This is a genomic window from Cryobacterium sp. (genome assembly GCF_026786305.1).
Classification (GTDB): domain Bacteria; phylum Actinomycetota; class Actinomycetes; order Actinomycetales; family Microbacteriaceae; genus Cryobacterium.
On the sequence record NZ_JAJAYI010000045.1, the window covers coordinates 15,695 to 34,089 of the forward strand.

16 protein-coding genes are annotated in these 18,395 nt (G+C 67.0%); 7 read left to right on the forward strand and 9 right to left on the reverse strand.

What is annotated here, in order from left to right:
- On the reverse strand, positions 1-843 hold the full coding sequence (locus LH475_RS04825) for a biotin--[acetyl-CoA-carboxylase] ligase (RefSeq protein ID WP_196844404.1): 843 nt from the start codon (positions 841-843) through the stop codon (positions 1-3).
- Positions 844-1,046: 203 nt separating this feature from the next.
- Here LH475_RS04825 and LH475_RS04830 point away from each other — a divergent pair, with 203 nt between their 5' ends.
- Entirely contained in the window at positions 1,047-2,651 is a 1,605-nt protein-coding gene (locus tag LH475_RS04830) for an acyl-CoA carboxylase subunit beta (protein ID WP_297413005.1), read from the forward strand.
- Positions 2,651-2,884 (forward strand): acyl-CoA carboxylase epsilon subunit, encoded by a 234-nt coding sequence (locus LH475_RS04835; RefSeq protein WP_196844405.1) that lies wholly within the window; start codon positions 2,651-2,653, stop codon positions 2,882-2,884. Before LH475_RS04830 ends, LH475_RS04835 begins: the two co-directional genes overlap by 1 nt.
- A 315-nt stretch (positions 2,885-3,199) precedes the next feature.
- On the opposite strand, the gene LH475_RS04840 is transcribed toward LH475_RS04835, so the two are convergent.
- From LH475_RS04840 to LH475_RS04855, 4 genes are read right to left on the reverse strand one after another with little or no spacing between them, the layout of a single operon-like run.
- On the reverse strand, positions 3,200-4,240 hold the full coding sequence (locus LH475_RS04840; RefSeq protein WP_196844406.1) for a hypothetical protein: 1,041 nt from the start codon (positions 4,238-4,240) through the stop codon (positions 3,200-3,202).
- Positions 4,237-5,634 carry an ATP-binding protein gene (locus LH475_RS04845; RefSeq protein WP_297413006.1) on the reverse strand — a complete coding sequence of 466 codons (1,398 nt, stop codon included), beginning with the start codon at positions 5,632-5,634 and terminating at the stop codon, positions 4,237-4,239. The genes LH475_RS04840 and LH475_RS04845 overlap by 4 nt, the downstream gene beginning before the upstream one ends.
- On the reverse strand, positions 5,627-6,334 hold the full coding sequence (locus LH475_RS04850; protein ID WP_196844408.1) for a response regulator transcription factor: 708 nt from the start codon (positions 6,332-6,334) through the stop codon (positions 5,627-5,629). The genes LH475_RS04845 and LH475_RS04850 overlap by 8 nt, the downstream gene beginning before the upstream one ends.
- 38 nt (positions 6,335-6,372) lie before the next feature.
- Positions 6,373-7,689: a TRAM domain-containing protein gene (locus tag LH475_RS04855; protein WP_297413007.1), complete on the reverse strand. Its 1,317-nt coding sequence runs from the start codon at positions 7,687-7,689 to the stop codon at positions 6,373-6,375.
- 113 nt (positions 7,690-7,802) lie between these two features.
- Here LH475_RS04855 and LH475_RS04860 point away from each other — a divergent pair, with 113 nt between their 5' ends.
- Together LH475_RS04860 and LH475_RS04865 are read left to right on the forward strand one after the other, a co-directional pair.
- Positions 7,803-8,468: a Maf family nucleotide pyrophosphatase gene (locus tag LH475_RS04860; RefSeq protein ID WP_196844409.1), complete on the forward strand. Its 666-nt coding sequence runs from the start codon at positions 7,803-7,805 to the stop codon at positions 8,466-8,468.
- An 85-nt stretch (positions 8,469-8,553) separates the two neighbouring features.
- A complete protein-coding gene (locus LH475_RS04865; RefSeq protein WP_196844410.1) occupies positions 8,554-10,329 on the forward strand; it encodes a biotin carboxylase N-terminal domain-containing protein in 1,776 nt (591 codons plus the stop codon).
- 83 nt (positions 10,330-10,412) lie between these two features.
- Here LH475_RS04865 and LH475_RS04870 read toward each other — a convergent pair whose 3' ends face one another.
- Positions 10,413-11,849, reverse strand: coding sequence for an NAD(P)H-quinone dehydrogenase (locus LH475_RS04870; protein WP_196844411.1), 1,437 nt, complete (start codon positions 11,847-11,849; stop codon positions 10,413-10,415).
- Between the two features lie 181 nt (positions 11,850-12,030).
- Between LH475_RS04870 and LH475_RS04875 the strand changes: the two genes are divergently transcribed.
- Together LH475_RS04875 and LH475_RS04880 are read left to right on the forward strand one after the other, a co-directional pair.
- Positions 12,031-12,864 carry a purine-nucleoside phosphorylase gene (locus tag LH475_RS04875; protein ID WP_196844412.1) on the forward strand — a complete coding sequence of 278 codons (834 nt, stop codon included), beginning with the start codon at positions 12,031-12,033 and terminating at the stop codon, positions 12,862-12,864.
- 479 nt (positions 12,865-13,343) lie between these two features.
- Entirely contained in the window at positions 13,344-15,026 is a 1,683-nt protein-coding gene (locus LH475_RS04880; protein WP_297413019.1) for a phospho-sugar mutase, read from the forward strand.
- Between the two features lie 144 nt (positions 15,027-15,170).
- On the opposite strand, the gene LH475_RS04885 is transcribed toward LH475_RS04880, so the two are convergent.
- From LH475_RS04885 to LH475_RS04895, 3 genes are all read right to left on the reverse strand, one after another.
- Complete coding sequence (locus LH475_RS04885) at positions 15,171-15,446, reverse strand: PTS sugar transporter subunit IIB (protein ID WP_196844413.1); 276 nt, start codon at positions 15,444-15,446, stop codon at positions 15,171-15,173.
- The gene (locus LH475_RS04890; protein ID WP_297413008.1) at positions 15,443-15,892 is read right to left on the reverse strand and encodes a PTS sugar transporter subunit IIA; all 450 of its coding nucleotides are present in this window, start codon (positions 15,890-15,892) and stop codon (positions 15,443-15,445) included. Before LH475_RS04890 ends, LH475_RS04885 begins: the two co-directional genes overlap by 4 nt.
- A gap of 89 nt (positions 15,893-15,981) precedes the next feature.
- Complete coding sequence (locus LH475_RS04895) at positions 15,982-17,100, reverse strand: adenosine deaminase (RefSeq protein ID WP_196844415.1); 1,119 nt, start codon at positions 17,098-17,100, stop codon at positions 15,982-15,984.
- Between the two features lie 157 nt (positions 17,101-17,257).
- On the opposite strand from LH475_RS04895, the gene LH475_RS04900 reads away from it, so the two are divergent.
- Positions 17,258-18,208, forward strand: coding sequence for a nucleoside hydrolase (locus LH475_RS04900; RefSeq protein WP_297413009.1), 951 nt, complete (start codon positions 17,258-17,260; stop codon positions 18,206-18,208).
- The last annotated feature ends 187 nt before the right edge of the window (positions 18,209-18,395 follow it).

Genomic DNA, 18,395 nt, shown 5'->3' on the forward strand with positions numbered 1-18,395 from the left:
TTAATACCGCAGGTGGGTGACATCCCCGGCGGCGACAGACCGGTCTTCGCCATCGTCCTGGTTGACGACGTTCAGGCGGCCCTCGGCGTCGATGCCCGTGGCGGTGCCGACCAGGTCGGTGCCGCCGGGCAGTTGCACCCGCACGACGCTGCCGAGGGTGCCGCAGAGCGCGGAGACATCGGCGTGCAGGCCGCTTCGTTGTGCGTCGCCGTTGGCGCCGACGAAGGCCCGGTACAGCGCGACGAGTTCGTGCAGGTAGGCGGCGAGCACTTTATCGGGGTCGGGCGCGGTTCGGGTGACCAGCAGCAGTGAGGTGGAGGTGAGGGTGGGCAGGTCGTGTTCGTCGAGGGAGAGGTTGAGGCCGGCGCCGATAATGATTCCGGAGGCGTCGGGCAGCAGCTCACACAGAATGCCGCACACCTTGTAGCCGTCGATGAGTACATCGTTGGGCCACTTGAGGGTGACATCATGGCGGGGATCCTCGGCCTCTTTCACGCCCTCGACCGGCTGCATGCTGGCCTCGACCACGCCGCGCACGGCCCGCGTCATGGCGGCGCCGGCCAACAGGGGAAACCAGCCCAGCTGATGCGGTGCCAACGAGTCCCCGGCGGGGGTGCGCGGACGCAGGAGCACGGAGATCGCCAGGGCTTTGCCGGTCGGGGCCAGCCAGACACGGCCGAGCCGGCCACGCCCCTGAGTCTGGTTGTCGGTGACGACCGCTGAGAGGTCGGGCCAGGCGGCGGCATCCGCTACGGCACGTTCTTTGAGCACGTCGTTGGTGGAGGCGGCCTCGGAACGGTATTCGAACCGGCTCACCTCGGTGCGGCTGAGCGAAAACTCCATCGTGGGTACCCTCTCGTGGTGTGTCTCCTGCAATTCTCCCGAATCTGGCCGCAAATCACGCATTGAGGGCCGTTTTTGGCCAGGCTGCAGGAGTGAGGCCCGCACAAGCGGGCATTCAGAGGGGGAAACGTGCAGTGTCACGGGGCAAAGTTGTTAAACATCGTCAACGGGGAGCGGCCCAAGGGTGCCGGTAGAGTGAAACGGTGATTGACAAGACGCCCGCCGCGGCACCCGACCTGTATACGACGGCGGGAAAACTCGCCGACCTCAAGCTGCGCTATCACGAAGCCGTGACCGCCAGCGGGGCCACCGCCATCGAGAAGCAGCACGCCAAGGGCAAGATGACCGCTCGCGAGCGCGTCGATCTGTTGCTCGACCAGGGTTCCTTCGTGGAGCTGGACGAGTTCGTGCGGCACCGCACCGTGGCTTTCGGCATGGAGAAGAAGCGGCCGTACGGCGACGCCGTTGTCACCGGAACCGGCACCATTCACGGCCGCCAGGTGGCCGTATACTCGCAGGACTTCACCATCTTCGGCGGTTCGCTCGGCGAGGTCGCCGGCGAAAAGATCATCAAGGTGATGGATCTGGCCCTCAAAACCGGTGTGCCCATCATCGGTATTCTCGACTCCGGCGGAGCGCGCATTCAGGAGGGCGTCGTCGCCCTCGGCAAGTATGGCGAGATCTTTCGCCGCAACACGGCTGCATCCGGCGTCATTCCGCAGATCTCCATCATCTGCGGCCCGGCCGCCGGCGGCGCGGTCTACTCCCCCGCCCTGACTGACTTCGTAATCATGGTCGACAAGACCAGCCAGATGTTTGTCACCGGCCCCGACGTGATCAAGACCGTCACGGGCGAGGACGTGGGCATGGAAGAGCTCGGCGGTGCCCTCACCCACAACAAGGTGTCGGGCGTGTCGCACTACCTCGCGAGCGACGAGCCCGACGCGCTCGACTTCGCCCGCGCCCTGCTCAGCTACCTGCCCGACAATAACCTGGCCGAGCTGCCCGTGTTCGACAGCGAGGTGGAGCTCGAAACAACGGATGCCGACCGCGGGTTGAACACGATCATCCCCGATTCGCCCAACCAGCCCTACGACGTGAAAACGGTCATCGAGCACATCGTTGACCACGGCGACTTTCTCGAGACGCAGCCGTTGTATGCACCGAACATCGTCGTCGGGTTTGCCCGGGTCGAGGGTCGCTCGATCGGCATCGTCGCCAACCAGCCCAACGCCATGGCCGGCACGCTGAACATTGAGGCGGGCGAGAAAGCCTCGCGCTTCGTGCGGTTCTGCGACGCATTCTCCATCCCCATTCTCACCCTCGTCGACGTGCCCGGTTTTCTGCCCGGCACGGACCAGGAGTGGACCGGCATCATCCGTCGTGGCGCCAAGCTGCTGTACGCCTACGCCGAGGCCACCGTGCCGCTCGTCACCGTCATTCTGCGCAAGGCCTATGGCGGCGCGTACATTGTGATGGGCTCCAAGCAGCTCGGCGCCGACATCAACCTGGCCTGGCCGACCGCGGAGATCGCCGTCATGGGCGGCCAGGGTGCCGTGAACATTCTCTACCGCGCCGAGATCAAGGCGGCCGAGCAGGCCGGCGAAGATGTTGCCGCCGTGCGCACGCGCCTCGCCAACGAGTACACCTACAACGTGGCCAGCCCGTTTCTCGCCGCGGAACGCGGAGAGCTCGACGGGATCATCGAGCCGGCCGCCACGCGAGTGTCGATCATCAAGGCGTTGCGGGCCCTGCGCACCAAGCGGGCGACCCTGCCCGCCAAGAAACACGGAAACATTCCCCTCTAATGACGACCAAACCCTCAGAGTTCGACCCGTCGGAGCTGGTTTTTGTGACCACCCGCGTGAGTGACACCGAAGTGTCGGCGGTGAGCGCGCTCATCCGGGGTCTGTTGCGGGAGGAATCCGACGAGCGTCGGGCCGCGCCCGAACACCACCAGAGTGCGTGGCAGCAGAACCAGCGCTCCATTCGCCGGCCGGTGCACCCGGGCGCCGGGCGCTGGCGCGGCTTCAGCGGCTAGGCCCCCGGTTTCGCCCCGTCTTCTTGTTCCGGGCCCGGGCCTGGAAACAGGGCGGCTGAACGGGGTGGGGGCAGGGTGGGTGCAACCACAGGTCGGTCTGTCCTCGTAAATGCCGACTGTGCGGGCGGGAACGGTGGTACAGACTGTAAGTGCTCGGTGACGCTCCTGGAGTGTCACCACCAATCATTCGCTGACTAGGGTAAGCGAGCGAATGTTTTTGGGGGCGAGAACGGATGGCATTCGGGTTGTCGTCCTTTCTCGAAAAGTCGTTAGGGGATCAGCTTCGGCTGATCCCCTTTCGCGTTCCTGCAGGCGTCAGGCGACGGGCGCGCCCTGCCGGGGGATTTCCATCCACAGGTCCACCTCCTCACCGGAGGAGTCCGGCCCCAGGGCGCTCACGGCCGGGTCAGGGCTGCTCAGGCCCACCACGGTGACCGCAATGGTCGCACTGTCGGCAGACGTGCGGGCGATGATCTTGTCGGCGCTCGTGCGGCCAATGGCAATCGCGAGGGTGTTGAGCACGATCGCCAGGTCGGCCCCGTTGAGATCGTCGATACCACCCTCGTCGAGCAGGGTGACGCTCGCGCCACGTCGTCGGGCGGCCATGACCTGTTCGCGCACCGCGTCGTTGAGCAGGCGCCGTCCGCGAATCTCATCACGAATGGCCGCTTCGAGCAGCCGGCACTCCCGACGTTCGGCCTCAGTGAGCTGCCCGTTGCTCTCGCTGATGCGTCGCAGCATCGGCATGGCCAGGCGCATGGTCTGCGTCAGCCGCACCTGGCGCTCGTATAGGTGGGCCTCCTGGGCGGCGTGCCATCCGCTCGCCTCCCGCTCTGCTCGCGAATACTGGCGGGCATCGCGGCTGGCCTTCACGAGAGCACGCGAGAGCAGCCCGGCGGCCACCACCCAGACGACGCTGCCAATGACGCCCATGTTCCCCAGCTCGCCCACGCCGGCCCACAGCACGCTGTGCACCACGAGGGCGCCGACACCCAGCAGCGCCAGCTGCAGGCGTTTGCGGGTAGCCGTGATCGTCATCAGGGTACCGATGGCGGCGACGTACCATGTTTCGTAGCCGAGGTTGCCCGAAGAACCGTCGAGCTGGCTGCCCACGATCAGCGGAATCGCAACGGCGACCGCCACGTTGAACAGGGCCAACGGCAACGCCATGCGCATGGGGCTGGAGGGCCACAGGCTCGCGACCGTCGCCACAATGTACAGCCCCATGGCCATCAGGATCGGCACCGATGAGTGCGGCTCGTTGAGCGAATACACACCGAGCAGCACGTGGTAGCCCGAGAAGAAGGTGGCCACGACGAGGATCAGGGCGCGGGAGACGACCACGACGCCGGTCATCGTCGACCACCCACGGGGTTGCCGTCGAGCCCGGACCGTGTGCCGTCGCCGTCGCCGGCGGTGGCCAGGCCGGCGCTCGAATCGCGGTCTGCGTCCGGATGCGGCCAGGTGAGGGTGATGGTGGTGCCGTGGCCGGGGCTCGTGCGTAGCACCGCGATACCGCCGGCGCTGGCGACCCGGTCATGGATGGATACCCGCAAGCCCAGCCGTGCACTGCCGACGCTGGCGTCGAAACCGCGGCCGGTGTCGCTGATTTCGATGGTGCATCCGCTCTGGTCGTTGCCGCCCACCGTGAGCCGGCGTGATTGTGCGGGGCCGGCGTGCTGCACACTGTTGACCATGGCCTGCACGCTGGCCGAGTAGAGCGCCTCAGCGGCGTGCTCCGGAATACTGAGGCCCTCGACGCACCGTTCGGTCACGGTGAACACTCCGGTCGCGGTCGCCGCCGTGCGAATGCGCGCGGTCAGTTTACTGACGGCGACCATGGCATCGTCGAGGTTACGTTCGCCACTGGCTTGCTGCAAGCGGATGATGGCGCTGCGAGCCATCATCGCCGCCAGTTCAGCACCCTTGGCATTGCGCACCCCGGCCGCGGAGAGCAGCGTGGCGAGCACAGTGTCGTGCACGATGGAGTCGACCTCGACCCGTTCCACTTCGGTGGCGTGATGGCGTACCGCCACGGAGTACTGGGAGAGTGCATTGGACTGGGCGGTGTCGACCTTGGCCGTGGCCTCGCGCAGCACGTAGATGATGATGAGCACGACACCGCCGAGCAGCATGGCGTAGCAGGTGTCGAGCACGGCGAGCAGGTTCTCGGCGCTACCGCCGGAGGGGAGTACCCGAACAAGCCCGAAGGCGACCGGGGCGATCACGGTGTAGACGGCGGCCGAGACCAGCGGCAGGGCGATGGCCGCGCACGAGGTGGCAACGGTGCAGAGATACCAGAGCCACGGCTTGCTCGCGAGCACCAGCGTGGAATCAATCATGAGCAGCGGCCAGATCAGCAGCGCAATCAGGTAGAGGCCGCTCACGACGGCGGCGGCAGTGCGGATGCCGCGCCGGATGAGCGTACTGACCACGAACACCAGAATCGAGAGGGCGAGCAGGCTCGCGACGAGGATGGCCGCCTCGGTTTTGCGGTTTGACAGCTGCTCCAGCATGAGCGGCAGGGTCTGCACGGCGAAGATCACCGCGACTCCGGCCACCGATCGGGACAGCACAATTTCGATCTGCGCGTGGCTGATCGGATTGCGCGGCTGCCGGGCGCGGCCAAACGGGCTGCCCTCGGGCTCACGATCATCGTCACGGACGGTGGCAAACGGCTGGGTTATGGTGGACACCGGGATGCCCGGGATGCTGCTGCGGTCGCCCCTGCGGGCGGCCCGTTTAGACACCACGGTCAGCTTCGGTGGCGTCGAGCCCGGGCAGAATTCCGTCTTCGACGGCACGGCGCAACAGGTCGACCTTGGTTGGCGCGGGGCGGCCGACCTCGACGTACTTCACCCGAATGCGGTCGAGGTATTCGCGGGCGGTGGAGTGCGCAATGCCGAGCTGCATGGCGACCATTTTGAGCGGAAGGCCCGAGGCGTAGAGGTGCAGCACGTCGCGTTCGCGCCGCCCGAGCTGCGCCTTGGCGAAGTCCCGGTCGGCGTCGATGGCGGTGGCCCATTCGAGGTTGTTGAGTACGTCGCCGCGGGCGACGGAGGCGACGGCGGCCATCACCGTGGTGGTCGGCGACGACTTGGGAATGACCCCGGCCGCTCCGGCGGCGAGGGCCTCCCGCACCGAGGCGACGCGGTCGGCGATGCTGTGCACGAGCACGGCGGAGCCGGTGGTCTGCACGAGGTGCACGTTGTCGGTCACGAGCGAGCCGTCGCCGAGCGAGAGGTCGAGCACGATCACGTCGCACTGACGACCAGCGAGGCCGTCGACGAGGGCTTGCGCCGTCGCGGCCGCGAACAGGACCTCGTAGCCGGCGTTCTCGCAGGCGGCCTGCAAGCCCAGTCGTACCGACTCGTGGTCGTCGACGATACCGACGCGAACGGGGGTCTTTGCGGGGGTGGATGGTACGGAATCAGTTGCTGCGTGGCTCACGATGTGGCTACCTTCGGGTTGTCTGGTGTCAACGATAGCTATTTACACAGCAGTGCGACGGCTTCGACGTGATGGGTATTGGGGAACAGGTCGAAGGCGCGCAGGGTGCGCAGCTCGTACCCCTGTTTCTGGAACAGCGCGATGTCGCGAGCCAGAGCCACCGGGTCGCAGGCCACATAGACGATTTGTTGCGGCGCGAGGGCAACGAGCTGGTCAACGACGGCCTTGCCGGCCCCCGAGCGCGGCGGGTCGAGTACGACGGTGGCGGCGGCGAGACGGGCGCGCTCCGCGGAATCCGCTTCGCGCAGCAGGCGCTGCAGAAAACGGTCGACGCGGTCGGCTTCGACGGTTGCGCCGGCCCATTCCCTGAGGTTGCGGGCGGCGAAGGCGACCGCTTCGGCGTCGCTTTCCACCGAGGTGATGCGGGTCGACCGGCCGAACGTGTCGCCGACGGCCGCGGCGAGCAGGCCGACGCCGCCGTACAGGTCGAGGTTGGCGGCGCGCGGGTCGAACGTGGCTGGATCGATGATGTTCTGCACCGCGTGGTAGAGGGTGTCGGCAGCCCTGGAGTGCACCTGCCAGAATCCGGAGCGGTCGAGTTCGAACTCGCGGTCGGCGACGATCTCGTGAATCAGGCCGTGCGGCACCCGCTTGGGCTTACCGTTGGCGTCTTTGGCCGAGACCAGCACCTGCACGTCGCCCTTGCTCGGCGCGACCAGGTCAACCGAGGCGGCGTTGTGAAACAGGGTGTCGAGCGGGGCGCGCAGTTCGAGCTCGTGCTCGGCGAGCGGCAGGTCATCGACGGGAATCACCCGGTGGCTGCGCGCGGCGTAGGGGCCGATGGTTCCATCGTCGGCCACGTGCAGGCTCACCCGGGTGCGCCATCCGGTGCCGTCCATCGCATCGCCGGGGCTGGCCTTCGCGCTGACCGCGACCGGTTCAACCACAACGCCGACATCGAGTCCGGCCATGCGCTGCAGCGCGTCGGCGAGCACCTGGCGCTTGAGTTCGCGTTGAAAGCTGAGTTCGATGTGGCCGAATTCGGCGCCGCCGGCCCGGTCTTCGGGGGCGCGATCAAGGGATGCCGCACTCCAGATATGTGGTTGCCGTTCGGGGGCGGCGTCGATGACGGCGACGGTTTCGGCGCGCCAGAAGCTCTTGTGGTTGGCCTCGGTGAGGCGGGCGCGCACGCGTTCGCCGGGCAGGGTGTCGCTGACGAAGATGACGCGGCCCTCGTGGCGGGCGACGAAGATTCCGCCGTGGGCGACGTTGGTGATGTCCAGCTCAAGCTCGTCGCCGACCATCGCGGAGGTTGTCGGTGCGGGGGCCTGGGGCTGATGACTCGCGTTGCTCATCTAACGATGATCCCACACCCCCTCGCCGGCTACCGCCTGCGCGCCTGATTGGCAGGGTGGGCCTGCTTGAATGGATGCATCCGCTCCCGTTCAGCCCCGTCCCGAAGGACAGCATGCGCCTCTATTTGGCTTCCACGTCTCCGGCCCGCCTCGCACTGCTGCGCGCGGCCGGCATTGAACCGGTACTGATCAACCCCGACGTCGACGAGAAACGGGTCGTCGCCGAGACCGAGGCATTGCGCGGTGAGGCACTTGAACCGCGAGTTCTCGTGGAACTGTTGGCGCGCGCGAAAGCGGAGGCGGCGGCATCCGCTCTGCTGGCGGAGCCGCTCGATGGCCTGCTTCTGGAGAGTTTGTTGCTGGGCGGCGACTCGGTTTTCGTGCTCGACGATATCATTTATGGCAAGCCGCATACCGCCGAAGCGGCCCGCGAGCGGTGGGAACGCCAGCGCGGGCGCACCGGCACGCTGTACTCGGGCCACTGGTTGATCGAGGTCGGCGGCGGCACTCCCGGCCGGGCGATCGGGGCGGTCGCTGTGGCCGAGGTGACCTTTGCCGACGACCTCGACGACGCCGAGCTCGACGCGTATATCGCGACCGGTGAGCCCTTGTTTGTGGCGGGTGCGTTCACGATTGACAGTCTCGGCGCTCCTTTTATCACGAGCATTGTCGGCGATCCATCGACCGTGGTGGGGCTGTCGCTGCCGACGCTGCGGCGGCTGGTGCGCGGTCTCGGACACGAGTGGCCGACCCTGTGGAATCGCCCCGGGGCACTGTAGTTGTAGGGATCCGCAAGAATCTACCCAGTCTTTTTGTGGGACAGAACCAAAAGGGATCTGGGGGTGGGCAATAGGCTATGTGATTGTGTCACTCATAACGAAGGTCCTCATCGCCAACCGAGGCGAGATCGCCGTTCGGGTCATCCGTGCCGCGAAAGACAGTGGAATTCTCTCTGTCGCCGTCTACGCCGACCAGGATCGCGACTCCCTGCACGCCCGCCTCGCCGACGAGGCGTACGGTCTCGACGGCACCAGCGGCGCCGAAACCTACCTCGTCATCGACAAGATCATGTCGATTGCCCGTCGAAGCGGCGCTGACGCCGTGCACCCCGGCTACGGCTTTCTGGCCGAAAACGCCGACTTCGCCCGTGCCGTGATCGGTGCCGGACTTATCTGGATCGGGCCGTCGCCCGAAGCGATCGAGCAGCTCGGCGACAAGGTGTCGGCCCGGCACATCGCCGAAAAGGTCAACGCACCCATGGCGCCCGGCACCCTGAACCCCTGCCTTGACGCGGCCGAGGTGCTCGCCTTCGTTGACGTGCACGGCCTGCCCGTGGCCATCAAGGCTGCCTTCGGTGGCGGCGGACGCGGCCTCAAGGTCGCCCGCACCCGCGACGAGGTTGCCGAGATGTTCGACTCCGCCACCCGTGAGGCCATCACCGCCTTCGGTCGCGGCGAATGCTTCGTCGAGAAGTACCTCGACTCCCCCCGACACGTCGAAACCCAGTGCCTCGCCGATATGCACGGCAACGTCGTCGTCGTGTCGACCCGCGACTGCTCTCTGCAGCGTCGGCACCAGAAGCTCGTGGAAGAGGCGCCCGCGCCTTTTCTCACCGAAGCTCAAACCACCGAACTGTATCGGGCGTCCAAGGCCATCCTCAAAGAGGTCGGCTACCTCGGCGCCGGCACCTGCGAGTTTCTCATCGGCCAAGACGGAACGGTGTCGTTCCTCGAGATCAACACCCGGCTGCAGGTCGAGCACACCGTCTCCGAAGAGGTCACCGGCATCGACCTGGTGCGCGAACAGTTCCGCCTCGCCGAGGGTGGCGAGCTGACCTACGGCGACCCCGTCGCATCCGCTCACTCCTTTGAGTTTCGTATCAACGGAGAGGATGCCGGCCGCGGCTTTCTGCCCGCGCCCGGCCCGATCCACGTGTTCAAGCCGTCGGGCGGCCCCGGCGTGCGCGTCGACACCGGCGTGCAGTCCGGCGACGTCATCAGCGGTTCGTTCGATTCGCTCATTGCCAAGCTCATCGTCACCGGCGCGACCCGCGAAGAAGCCCTTGAGCGCTCGCGCCGGGCCCTCGACGAGTTCGAGGTCGCCGGCCTGCCGACCGTGCTGCCCTTTCACCGCAAGGTCGTGCGCGACCCCGCCTTCGCGCCGACCAATGGTAAGCCCTTCACCGTCTTCACCCGTTGGATCGAGACCGAGTTCGAGAACGACATCGAACCGTGGAGCGGCAGCATGGAAGACGCCGTCGGCCCGCAGAAACGCCACAGCATCGTCGTCGAAGTGGAGGGACGCCGCATCGAGGTGACCCTGCCCACCCGACTGCTGCCCGGCGGCGCGAGCGCCCGGTCGGTCGGTCCCGCCCCCAAACGTCGCGGCGGCCTGCACTCCGTCGATACCGCCACCGGAGACGCCATCAAGGCGCCGATGCAGGCGACCATCGTCAAACTGCTCGTCGCCGAGGGTGACCTCGTCGTCAAGGGTGACCTGCTGCTCGTGCTCGAGGCCATGAAAATGGAGCAGCCGCTCGTCGCACACCGCGACGGCACGGTCGGCAACGTCAGCGCCGTCGTCGGCGAGACGGTCTCCTCCGGCTCCATTTTGCTGACGGTCTCCGACGCCGCCGCATAGTCTCAACAGTGGGGCTGGGGACAGGGCATTCGCTCCTCAGCTCGAACACTGGGGGTTTCCGCGGCCCACCTCGAGAACGAAAGCTAGAGAACGACGTGCATCGCCCGGGCCGCATCGGTGATCGAACCGGTGAGCGAGGGGTAGACCGGAAACGTGCGAGCAACCTCGTCGACCGTGAGCCGGTGTTCCACCGCGAGCGCGAGCGGAAAGATGAGCTCGCTCGCCTTCGGGGCCACGATGACGCCGCCGATGACCGTGCCGCTGCCGGTGCGGGCGAACAGTTTGACGAAGCCATCCCTGATCCCCATCATTTTTGCCCGCGGGTTCGACGACAGCGGCAGCTTGTAGATGTCGCCCTGGGCGAGGCCGTCTTCGATCTGCTTCTGGGTGTAGCCGACGGTGGCGATTTCGGGCTGGGTGAAGATGTTCGCGGCCACGTTGCGAATCTCAATCGGGTTGACGGTGTCCCCCATGGCGTGGAACACCGCGGTGCGGCCCATCATCGAGGCAACGGATGCCAGTGGAATCTCGGTCGTGCAGTCACCGGCCGCGTAGATGTTCGGAATCGAGGTGCGGGCGACCCGGTTGACCTGGATATGACCGGAGTCGGTGATCTGCACGCCGGCCTGTTCGAGGCCGATGTTGGCGGTGTTGGGAACGGAGCCGACGGCGATGAGGCAGTGGCTGCCCTCGACCGTACGACCGTCTTCGAGGGTCGCGACGACGCCGGTCGTGGTGCGCTCCACCGAGGAGGCCCGCGATTTGGAGAGCACGGTCATGCCGTTGCGCTTGAAGACGTTCTCGATCACGTTGGCGGCGTCGGCATCTTCCCCGGGCAGAACCTGGTCGCGGCTGGAGATGAGGGTGACCTTCGCGCCGAGGGCGCGGTAGGCGGAGGCGAACTCGGCCCCCGTGACACCGGAGCCGACCACGATGAGGTGTTCGGGAATCGCCTTGAGGTTGTACAGCTGGGTCCAGGTGAGAATGTGCTCACCGTCGGGCAGCGCGGAGGACAGCACGCGAGGACTCGCCCCGACCGAGACGACGAGGGTGTCGGCGTCGATGCGATCGAAGTCGGTGGCCGTCGCGTCGCCGGAGGTGGCGACGATGATACCGGTAGTGCCGTCGAGGCGGCCGTGGCCCTGCACGTAGCGCACGCCGGCACGAATGAGTGAGGCCTTCATGTCTTCGGACTGCTGGCGGGCGAGGGCAAGCAGACGTTTGTTCACGGCGGCCAGGTTGATGGCCACCTCCGGGCGCAGCGGCTTGCCGGTTTCGCCGCGCACGAAGAACTGCACACCGAGATCGGTCGCTTCGCCGATCGAGTTCGAGGCCTCGGCCGTGGCGATGAGGGATTTGGAGGGAACGACATCCGTTATCACGGCGGAACCGCCGACACCGACGCTCTCGATGAGGGTGACATCGGCACCCTGTTGTGCTCCGGCGATGGCCGCTTCATATCCGCCGGGCCCACCGCCCAGTACTGCGATGCGCTGCTTGCGTTCGAACTCATAGGCCATGTACTCCATTCTCTCAACCCGCGCAGCCCCCGCCAAACCGCTTCCGTGCCCGCACAGCCCGGTTCGTAGCCGAAATGAGCAAATTCGAGCCGAATGGCCGTCTCGGCGCCCGTTCGGCGCGCCGATGAGCAGAATTCGCGCAGAATCTCCGCACCGTTGGTGGGGGTTCTAGAGTAGTGAAATGTTCACGAACGAGATCAACCCGTTAGACCTGCCCGGCACTGATCCGTTTGAGGCAGCACGGTCGGCCGCCGCGGAGATCGCCGGCATCACGGGCGTACCCCGGCACGACATCGCGCTCACGCTCGGCAGCGGCTGGGCCAAGGCAGCCGACCTGATCGGCGAGACTACCCACACCGTGACCGCCGCGGACATCACCGGGTTCAGCGCCCCCGCACTGGTCGGCCATGCCGGCACACTGCGCTCCATTCTGCTGCCCGGCGGCAAGCGCGCGCTCGTGATCGGCGCACGCACGCACTACTACGAGGGCCACGGCGTGCGCCGGGTCGTGCACAGTGTGCGCACGGCGGCGGCGACCGGAGCGACGACGATGATCCTGACCAACGGGGCTGGCGGCATCCGCGAATCGTGGACGCCGGGCACCCCGGTGCTGATCAGCGACCACATCAACCTGACCTTTGATTCCCCGCTCGAGGGTGCGACCTTCGTCGACCTGACCGACCTGTACTCGAAGCGGCTGCGCGATCTCGCGCGCGGCATCGACCCGACACTCGACGAGGGCGTGTACTGCCAGTTTCGCGGGCCGCACTACGAGACGCCGGCCGAGGTGCAGATGGCCAAGGCCATCGGCGGCCACATCGTGGGCATGTCGACCGCGCTCGAAGCCATCGCGGCCCGGCAGGCCGGCATGGAGGTGCTGGGACTCTCGCTCATCACCAACCTCGCCGCCGGCATTCAGAAGACTCCGCTCAGCCACGACGAAGTCATCGAGGCCGGCGCGCTGGCCGAACCGGTGATCAGCGCGCTCCTCGCGCGGATCGTGGCCGCACTGTGACCGGCACCGACCGCCACGACGAGAGCGGCGCCGACCATCACCACGCGAGCGGTTCCGAGCATCACGACGAGACCGGTTCCGAGGTCCACGACGGGATCGGTTCCGAGCATCACGACGAGACCGGTTCCGAGGTCCACGACGGGACCGGCGAGCAGCCGGTCGAGCGCACCGGCGGTCGCCACTCCGGCCCGCCAGTGGATGCCGCTGCGCCCGTCACCCCGCCCGTCACCCCGCCCGTCACCCCGCCCGTCACCTCGCCCGTCACCTCGCCCGTCACCGACACCGATCTGACCGACGAGATCCAGACTCCTACCCAGGCCCTGCCGGTCGTGCAGGACACCGACGATGCCGCCTCCGAACCGACGGTCGCCATTCAGACGATCACTCCCGATGGTGCGGTCATCGACGACGACGACCTCGCGACCGCGCCGGTCGCCCAGGAGACCCCGAACGTCCCGACCGACCGCACCGCGGCGCTCCTGCAGGCCGCCCGGGCGTGGCTGAACCAGGATCCCGACCCGGAGACGCAGGCGCAGCTGCGCGTGCTCATCAACGCCGTCGACGACGGCGACACCGCGGCCCTGTCCAACCTGCACTCGCGGTTCGATACCCGGCTCGCCTTCGGCACGGCCGGGCTGCGCGGCGAAATCGCCGCCGGGCCGAACCGCATGAACCGCGTGCTCGTCTCGCAGGCCGCGGCCGGCCTGGCCACCTACCTGCGTCGGCATGCCGCGCCCGGGGTGACGCCGTCGGTGGTCATCGGTTACGACGGACGCAAGAACTCGCACGTCTTCGCGACCGACACGGCGGCGATCATGGCGGGCGCGGGGGTGCGAGCCATCCTCTTGCCGCGTCTGCTGCCGACGCCGGTGCTCGCCTTCGCGGTGCGGCACCTCGACGCGAGCTGCGGTGTGATGGTGACCGCCTCGCACAACCCGCCCAACGACAACGGCTACAAGGTATATCTGGGCGGCGCGAACAATGGTGCCCAGATCGTCTCCCCCGATGACAAAAACATCTCGGATGAGATTCTGCGCGTCGCCGCCGACGAACACGTGCCGCACCTGCCGCGCGGCAGCTACGAGACCGCCGACGAAGACGTCGTGCACGCCTACATCAAAGCGACCGCCGGCATTGCCCACACGCCGCGCGCGCAGGTGAACGCGGTGTACACCGCCATGCACGGCGTCGGCTGGGACACCACCCGCCGGGTGCTCGAGAAGGCAGGATTCGACCTGCCGACCCTCGTCGACGCGCAGATCGCCCCGGACGCCGCCTTTCCGACCGTCGCGTTCCCGAACCCGGAAGAGCCTGGCGCGATGGACCTCGCCTACGAGACCGCGCGTGAGGTGAGCGCCGAGCTCATCATCGCGAACGATCCGGATGCCGACCGCCTCGCCGTGGCCATCCCCGACTTGTCCAGCGCGAGCGGGTACCGCCGGCTGAGCGGCAACGAGGTCGGCGCTATTCTCGGGTGGCGGGCGGCCGCGCTGGCTCCCTCCCCCGATCTCGACGCTCCTCTGACCGACAGCACCGGCACGCTGGCCTGCTCGATCGTGTCGTCGCCGGCCTTGCACGCGGTAGCGGATGCCTACGGCCTGCGTTTCACAGAAACCCTCACCGGCTTCAAGTGGGTGTCCCGGGTGCCGAACCTGGTTTATGGCTTCGAGGAGGCGCTCGGCTATCTGGTGAATCCGGGCACCGTGCGCGACAAGGACGGCATCTCAGCCGCCGTCGCGCTGCTCTCGCTCGTGAGCGACCTCAAGTCGGAGGGGACGACCCTCGCCGGGTATCTGGACCTCTTCAGCGAGAAGTTCGGACACTTCGCGTCGGGGCAGATCTCGGTGCGGGTGAGCGAACTGTCCACGATTGCGCTGGTCATGACTCGCCTCCGGGAGTCGCCGCCGACGCACGTGGGCCGCATTCGGGTCGATGAGATCGATGACTTTCGCTGGGGGTTGGGTGAACTGCCTCCGAGTGACGTGTTGCGCATCCGCTTGACCGATGGATCACGCGTCATGGTGCGTCCGAGCGGAACCGAGCCGAAGCTCAAGGTGTACATCGACACCCGCAGCACGGTCGGTACCCTGGTGGAGCGTCGTGCGGCCGCGCAGGCCGCCCTGGACGAGCTCGACCGCGGTATGCGCGCCCTGATCGCCTAGCGGGCGGCATCCGCTTCACCGAGCCGTGAGTTTGAGCCCCTTTTTTAGCGGAATAGCGCTCAAAACTCACGGCTCGGCGAGCGGGGCAGCCCACGATCTGACCTGGGCCCGCTTTCCGGGCCCGGAGAGCTTCGGACGACGGGGCTACGAACCCAGAGCGATTTCGAGCTTGGCGAACAGTTCGTCGACGTCGAAGTAGTTGTTGATGACGATCACGTCGGCGTTGGTCTTGCCGATCGCATCGACGAGTTCCGACGACGTCAAAATAACCTGGGCGTCGGCTGCGGCGGCGCGCACGCCGGCGACATTCGTGGCCTGCACGCTCGCCTCGATGTCGAGGCGTTCCAGGGCGCGCTCGGCGTTGACCTTGAGGATGGCCGAGGTGCCCAGGCCGATGCCGCACATCACGACGATCTTCATGAGGCGGTCTGACCGAACACGCTCTGCACGAATTCTGCGGTGGTCGCGCCGGCCAGGGCGGGAATCACCGCGGGGTCATTGAACACGTTGGCGAGTTCGGCGACGAAATGCAGGTGGGCGGCGGCGCCAGCCACGGCCAGGCCGACGATCACACTGACCGGGTCGTTGTGCGGGTGTCCGAAGGCCACCGGCTCGGCGAGGGTGACGACGCAGAGTCCGTCGGCGAGAACATCCGCTCCGGGGCGGGCATGCGCGAGCGCCAGTCCCGGCGCGATCACGATGTAGGCGCCGAATTCGCGGACCACCGCGATCATGCGGTCGGTGTAAGCGGATGTGGCGGCGCCGGAACGCACGAGGGCGTCTCCGGCGGCCGTGATGGCAGCTGGCCAGTGGTCGACGTGCGCGCCGATCGTGATGGCGTCAAGCGGGAGATGCGGCAGTGGCATGGTCACTTTCAGTTCTACGGGGTCGAACGGGGTGAACCTGCACGGGTGTCAGCCGACTCGTCGAGCCAGCCCCGCCCAGCAGACCGGCGTCAGGCGTCGCCGAAGCCGGCTTCGATGGCTTCGACGAGCTCTTCGCGATCCTCCAGCGGCAGGAACGCGGCGTGGGCTGCGTTGAGCTGGAAGGTCTCGAGATCGCCGAGGTCGTAGCCGAAGGCATCGGAGAGCAGGGCGAGCTCCTGGGTCAGGGTTGTGTCGCTCATCAGCCGGTTGTCGGTGTTGACGGTGACCTTGAAGCCGAGCTGGTAGAGCAGGTCGAACGGGTGGTCGAACAGTTCCTCACCCCAGGCGGCGACCGCTCCGGTCTGCAGGTTCGAGGAGGGGCTCAGTTCGAGCGTGATCTCACGGTCACGCACCCACTGGGCCACCGGGCCGAGGGTGACGAAGGTGTTGTCGTCGTCCTGGCGTTCGATGGTGACGTCCTCGGCGAGGCGCACACCGTGGCCGAGGCGCAGCGCGCGGCCGTCGAACAGGGCGCCGCGGATGCTGTCGAGCCCGTCGGCCTCGCCGGCGTGCACGGTGACCGGCATGAATTCCCGGGCGAGCAGGTCGAAGGCGGCGCGGTGTTTACCGGCCGGAAAGCCGGCCTCGGCGCCGGCGATGTCGAAGCCGACAACACCGTCGAAGCGGTAGCGCACGGCGAGTTCGGCGATTTCGAGACCGCGGTTCGCGTGACGCATGGCGGTGATGAGCTGACCGATGCGGATGCTGCGGCCCGACTTCTCGACGTTTTCGATACCGGCTTCGATGCCGTCCTGTACGGCTTCAACGACCTCGTTGAGGGTGAGGCCGCGGGCCAGGTGCTGCTCGGGAGCCCAGCGAATCTCGCCGTAGATGACACCGTCGTCGGCGAGGTCTTCGACGAATTCGCGGGCGACCCGGCTGAGGCCCTCACGGGTCTGCATGACGGCGGTGGTGACATCGAAGGTCTTGAGGTATTCCACGAGCGAGCCGGCATTGGCCTGGTCGGCGAACCATTCGCCGAGCGCGTCGGCATCCGTTGTGGGAAGCATAAATCCGATGGAGTCGGCCAGCTCGATGATGGACTGCGGGCGCAGGCCGCCGTCCAGGTGGTCGTGCAGGGAGATCTTGGGCAGTGTATTGATGCTCGTGCCGCCGCCGGGCATGAGGAATTCCTCGATCAAAGTCATACGAACAAACTCCTCGGTACGGGGGCGGGTGTGAACTACAACCGCGCGATCAGCTTATCGGAGCCGCTCTGGACGGGCCATGAGAAGGTCTGCCTTTATGCACCGTCACGCGCCGGGCCCGGGAGCGGGGGCGCGGGCCGAGGACCTACCCTGAAGCGTGCCCACCAAAATCATTCTTGACTGCGACCCCGGCCACGACGACGCGATCGCGTTGTTGCTGGCCCACGGCAATCCGAACATTGAGCTCGTCGCCGTGACCACCGTGATGGGCAACCAGACCCTCGCCAAGGTCACCCGTAACGCCCGGTCCGTCGCCCGGGTGGCCGGCATCACCGGAGTACCGTTTGCGGCCGGATGCCCCCGCCCGCTGGTGCGGCAGCTCGAGACGGCGCCATCGATTCACGGTGAGTCGGGCCTGGACGGCCAGGTGCTGCCCGAACCGACGCTTGAACTGGACAATCGCCACGCCGTCGACCTCATCATCGACACGATCATGGCGCACGAGCCGGGCGAGATCACGCTCGTGCCCACCGGCGCCCTGACCAACATCGCACTGGCCGCGCGCAAGGAGCCGCGCATCGTCGAACGGGTCAAGCAGGTCGTGCTCATGGGCGGCGGCTATCACGTGGGCAACTGGTCGGCCACGGCCGAGTTCAACATTGTCATCGACCCCGAAGCCGCCCACATCGTGTTCAACGAGAAGTGGCCGCTCACCATGATCGGGCTGGATCTGACCCACCAGGCCCTCGCCACCCCCGACATCGTCGCCCGCATCGCCTCCGTCGGTACGGCTCCGTCCCGGTTCGTCGGCGAACTGCTCGCGTTCTTCGCAAAGACCTATCGGGATGCCCAGGGTTTCGACCATCCGCCGGTGCACGACCCGTGCGCCGTCGCCTATGTGATCGACCCGACCGTGATCACGGTGCGCAAGGCTCCGCTCGACGTGGAATTGGCCGGTACCCTCACGCTCGGCATGACCGTGGCCGACTTTCGAGCGCCGGCTCCGGCCGATTGCACGACGCAGGTGGCCGTCGATCTGGATCATGAGAAGTTCTGGGCGCTCATCGTCGACGCGCTCGAGCGCATCGGCGACCCGGCGCAGGAATAGGAGCTCGGGCCTGGAGAGAACTCCCGCGCAACGCGAAATCGCAGCCCCGCCACGAGCTGGCCGGCCCGGTCGCGAATCGGAAATGGCGATGCAGCCGTAACCGGCGGTGACCCCATCAACCTGGCTGGCGTATCCGCTCCCCCGAATCTGCCCGAGCAGGCGCGTACTCGAGCCTGCGGGCGCAAAC

Coding starts and splice junctions, on each gene's coding strand:
- LH475_RS04825 (WP_196844404.1), bottom strand. CDS start 843: ATGGAGTTTTCGCTCAGCCGCACCGAGGTGAGCCGGTTCGAATACCGT.
- LH475_RS04835 (WP_196844405.1), top strand. CDS start 2,651: ATGACGACCAAACCCTCAGAGTTCGACCCGTCGGAGCTGGTTTTTGTG.
- LH475_RS04840 (WP_196844406.1), bottom strand. CDS start 4,240: ATGACCGGCGTCGTGGTCGTCTCCCGCGCCCTGATCCTCGTCGTGGCC.
- LH475_RS04855 (WP_297413007.1), bottom strand. CDS start 7,689: ATGAGCAACGCGAGTCATCAGCCCCAGGCCCCCGCACCGACAACCTCC.
- LH475_RS04860 (WP_196844409.1), top strand. CDS start 7,803: ATGCGCCTCTATTTGGCTTCCACGTCTCCGGCCCGCCTCGCACTGCTG.
- LH475_RS04870 (WP_196844411.1), bottom strand. CDS start 11,849: ATGGCCTATGAGTTCGAACGCAAGCAGCGCATCGCAGTACTGGGCGGT.
- LH475_RS04875 (WP_196844412.1), top strand. CDS start 12,031: ATGTTCACGAACGAGATCAACCCGTTAGACCTGCCCGGCACTGATCCG.
- LH475_RS04885 (WP_196844413.1), bottom strand. CDS start 15,446: ATGAAGATCGTCGTGATGTGCGGCATCGGCCTGGGCACCTCGGCCATC.
- LH475_RS04890 (WP_297413008.1), bottom strand. CDS start 15,892: ATGCCACTGCCGCATCTCCCGCTTGACGCCATCACGATCGGCGCGCAC.
- LH475_RS04895 (WP_196844415.1), bottom strand. CDS start 17,100: ATGACTTTGATCGAGGAATTCCTCATGCCCGGCGGCGGCACGAGCATC.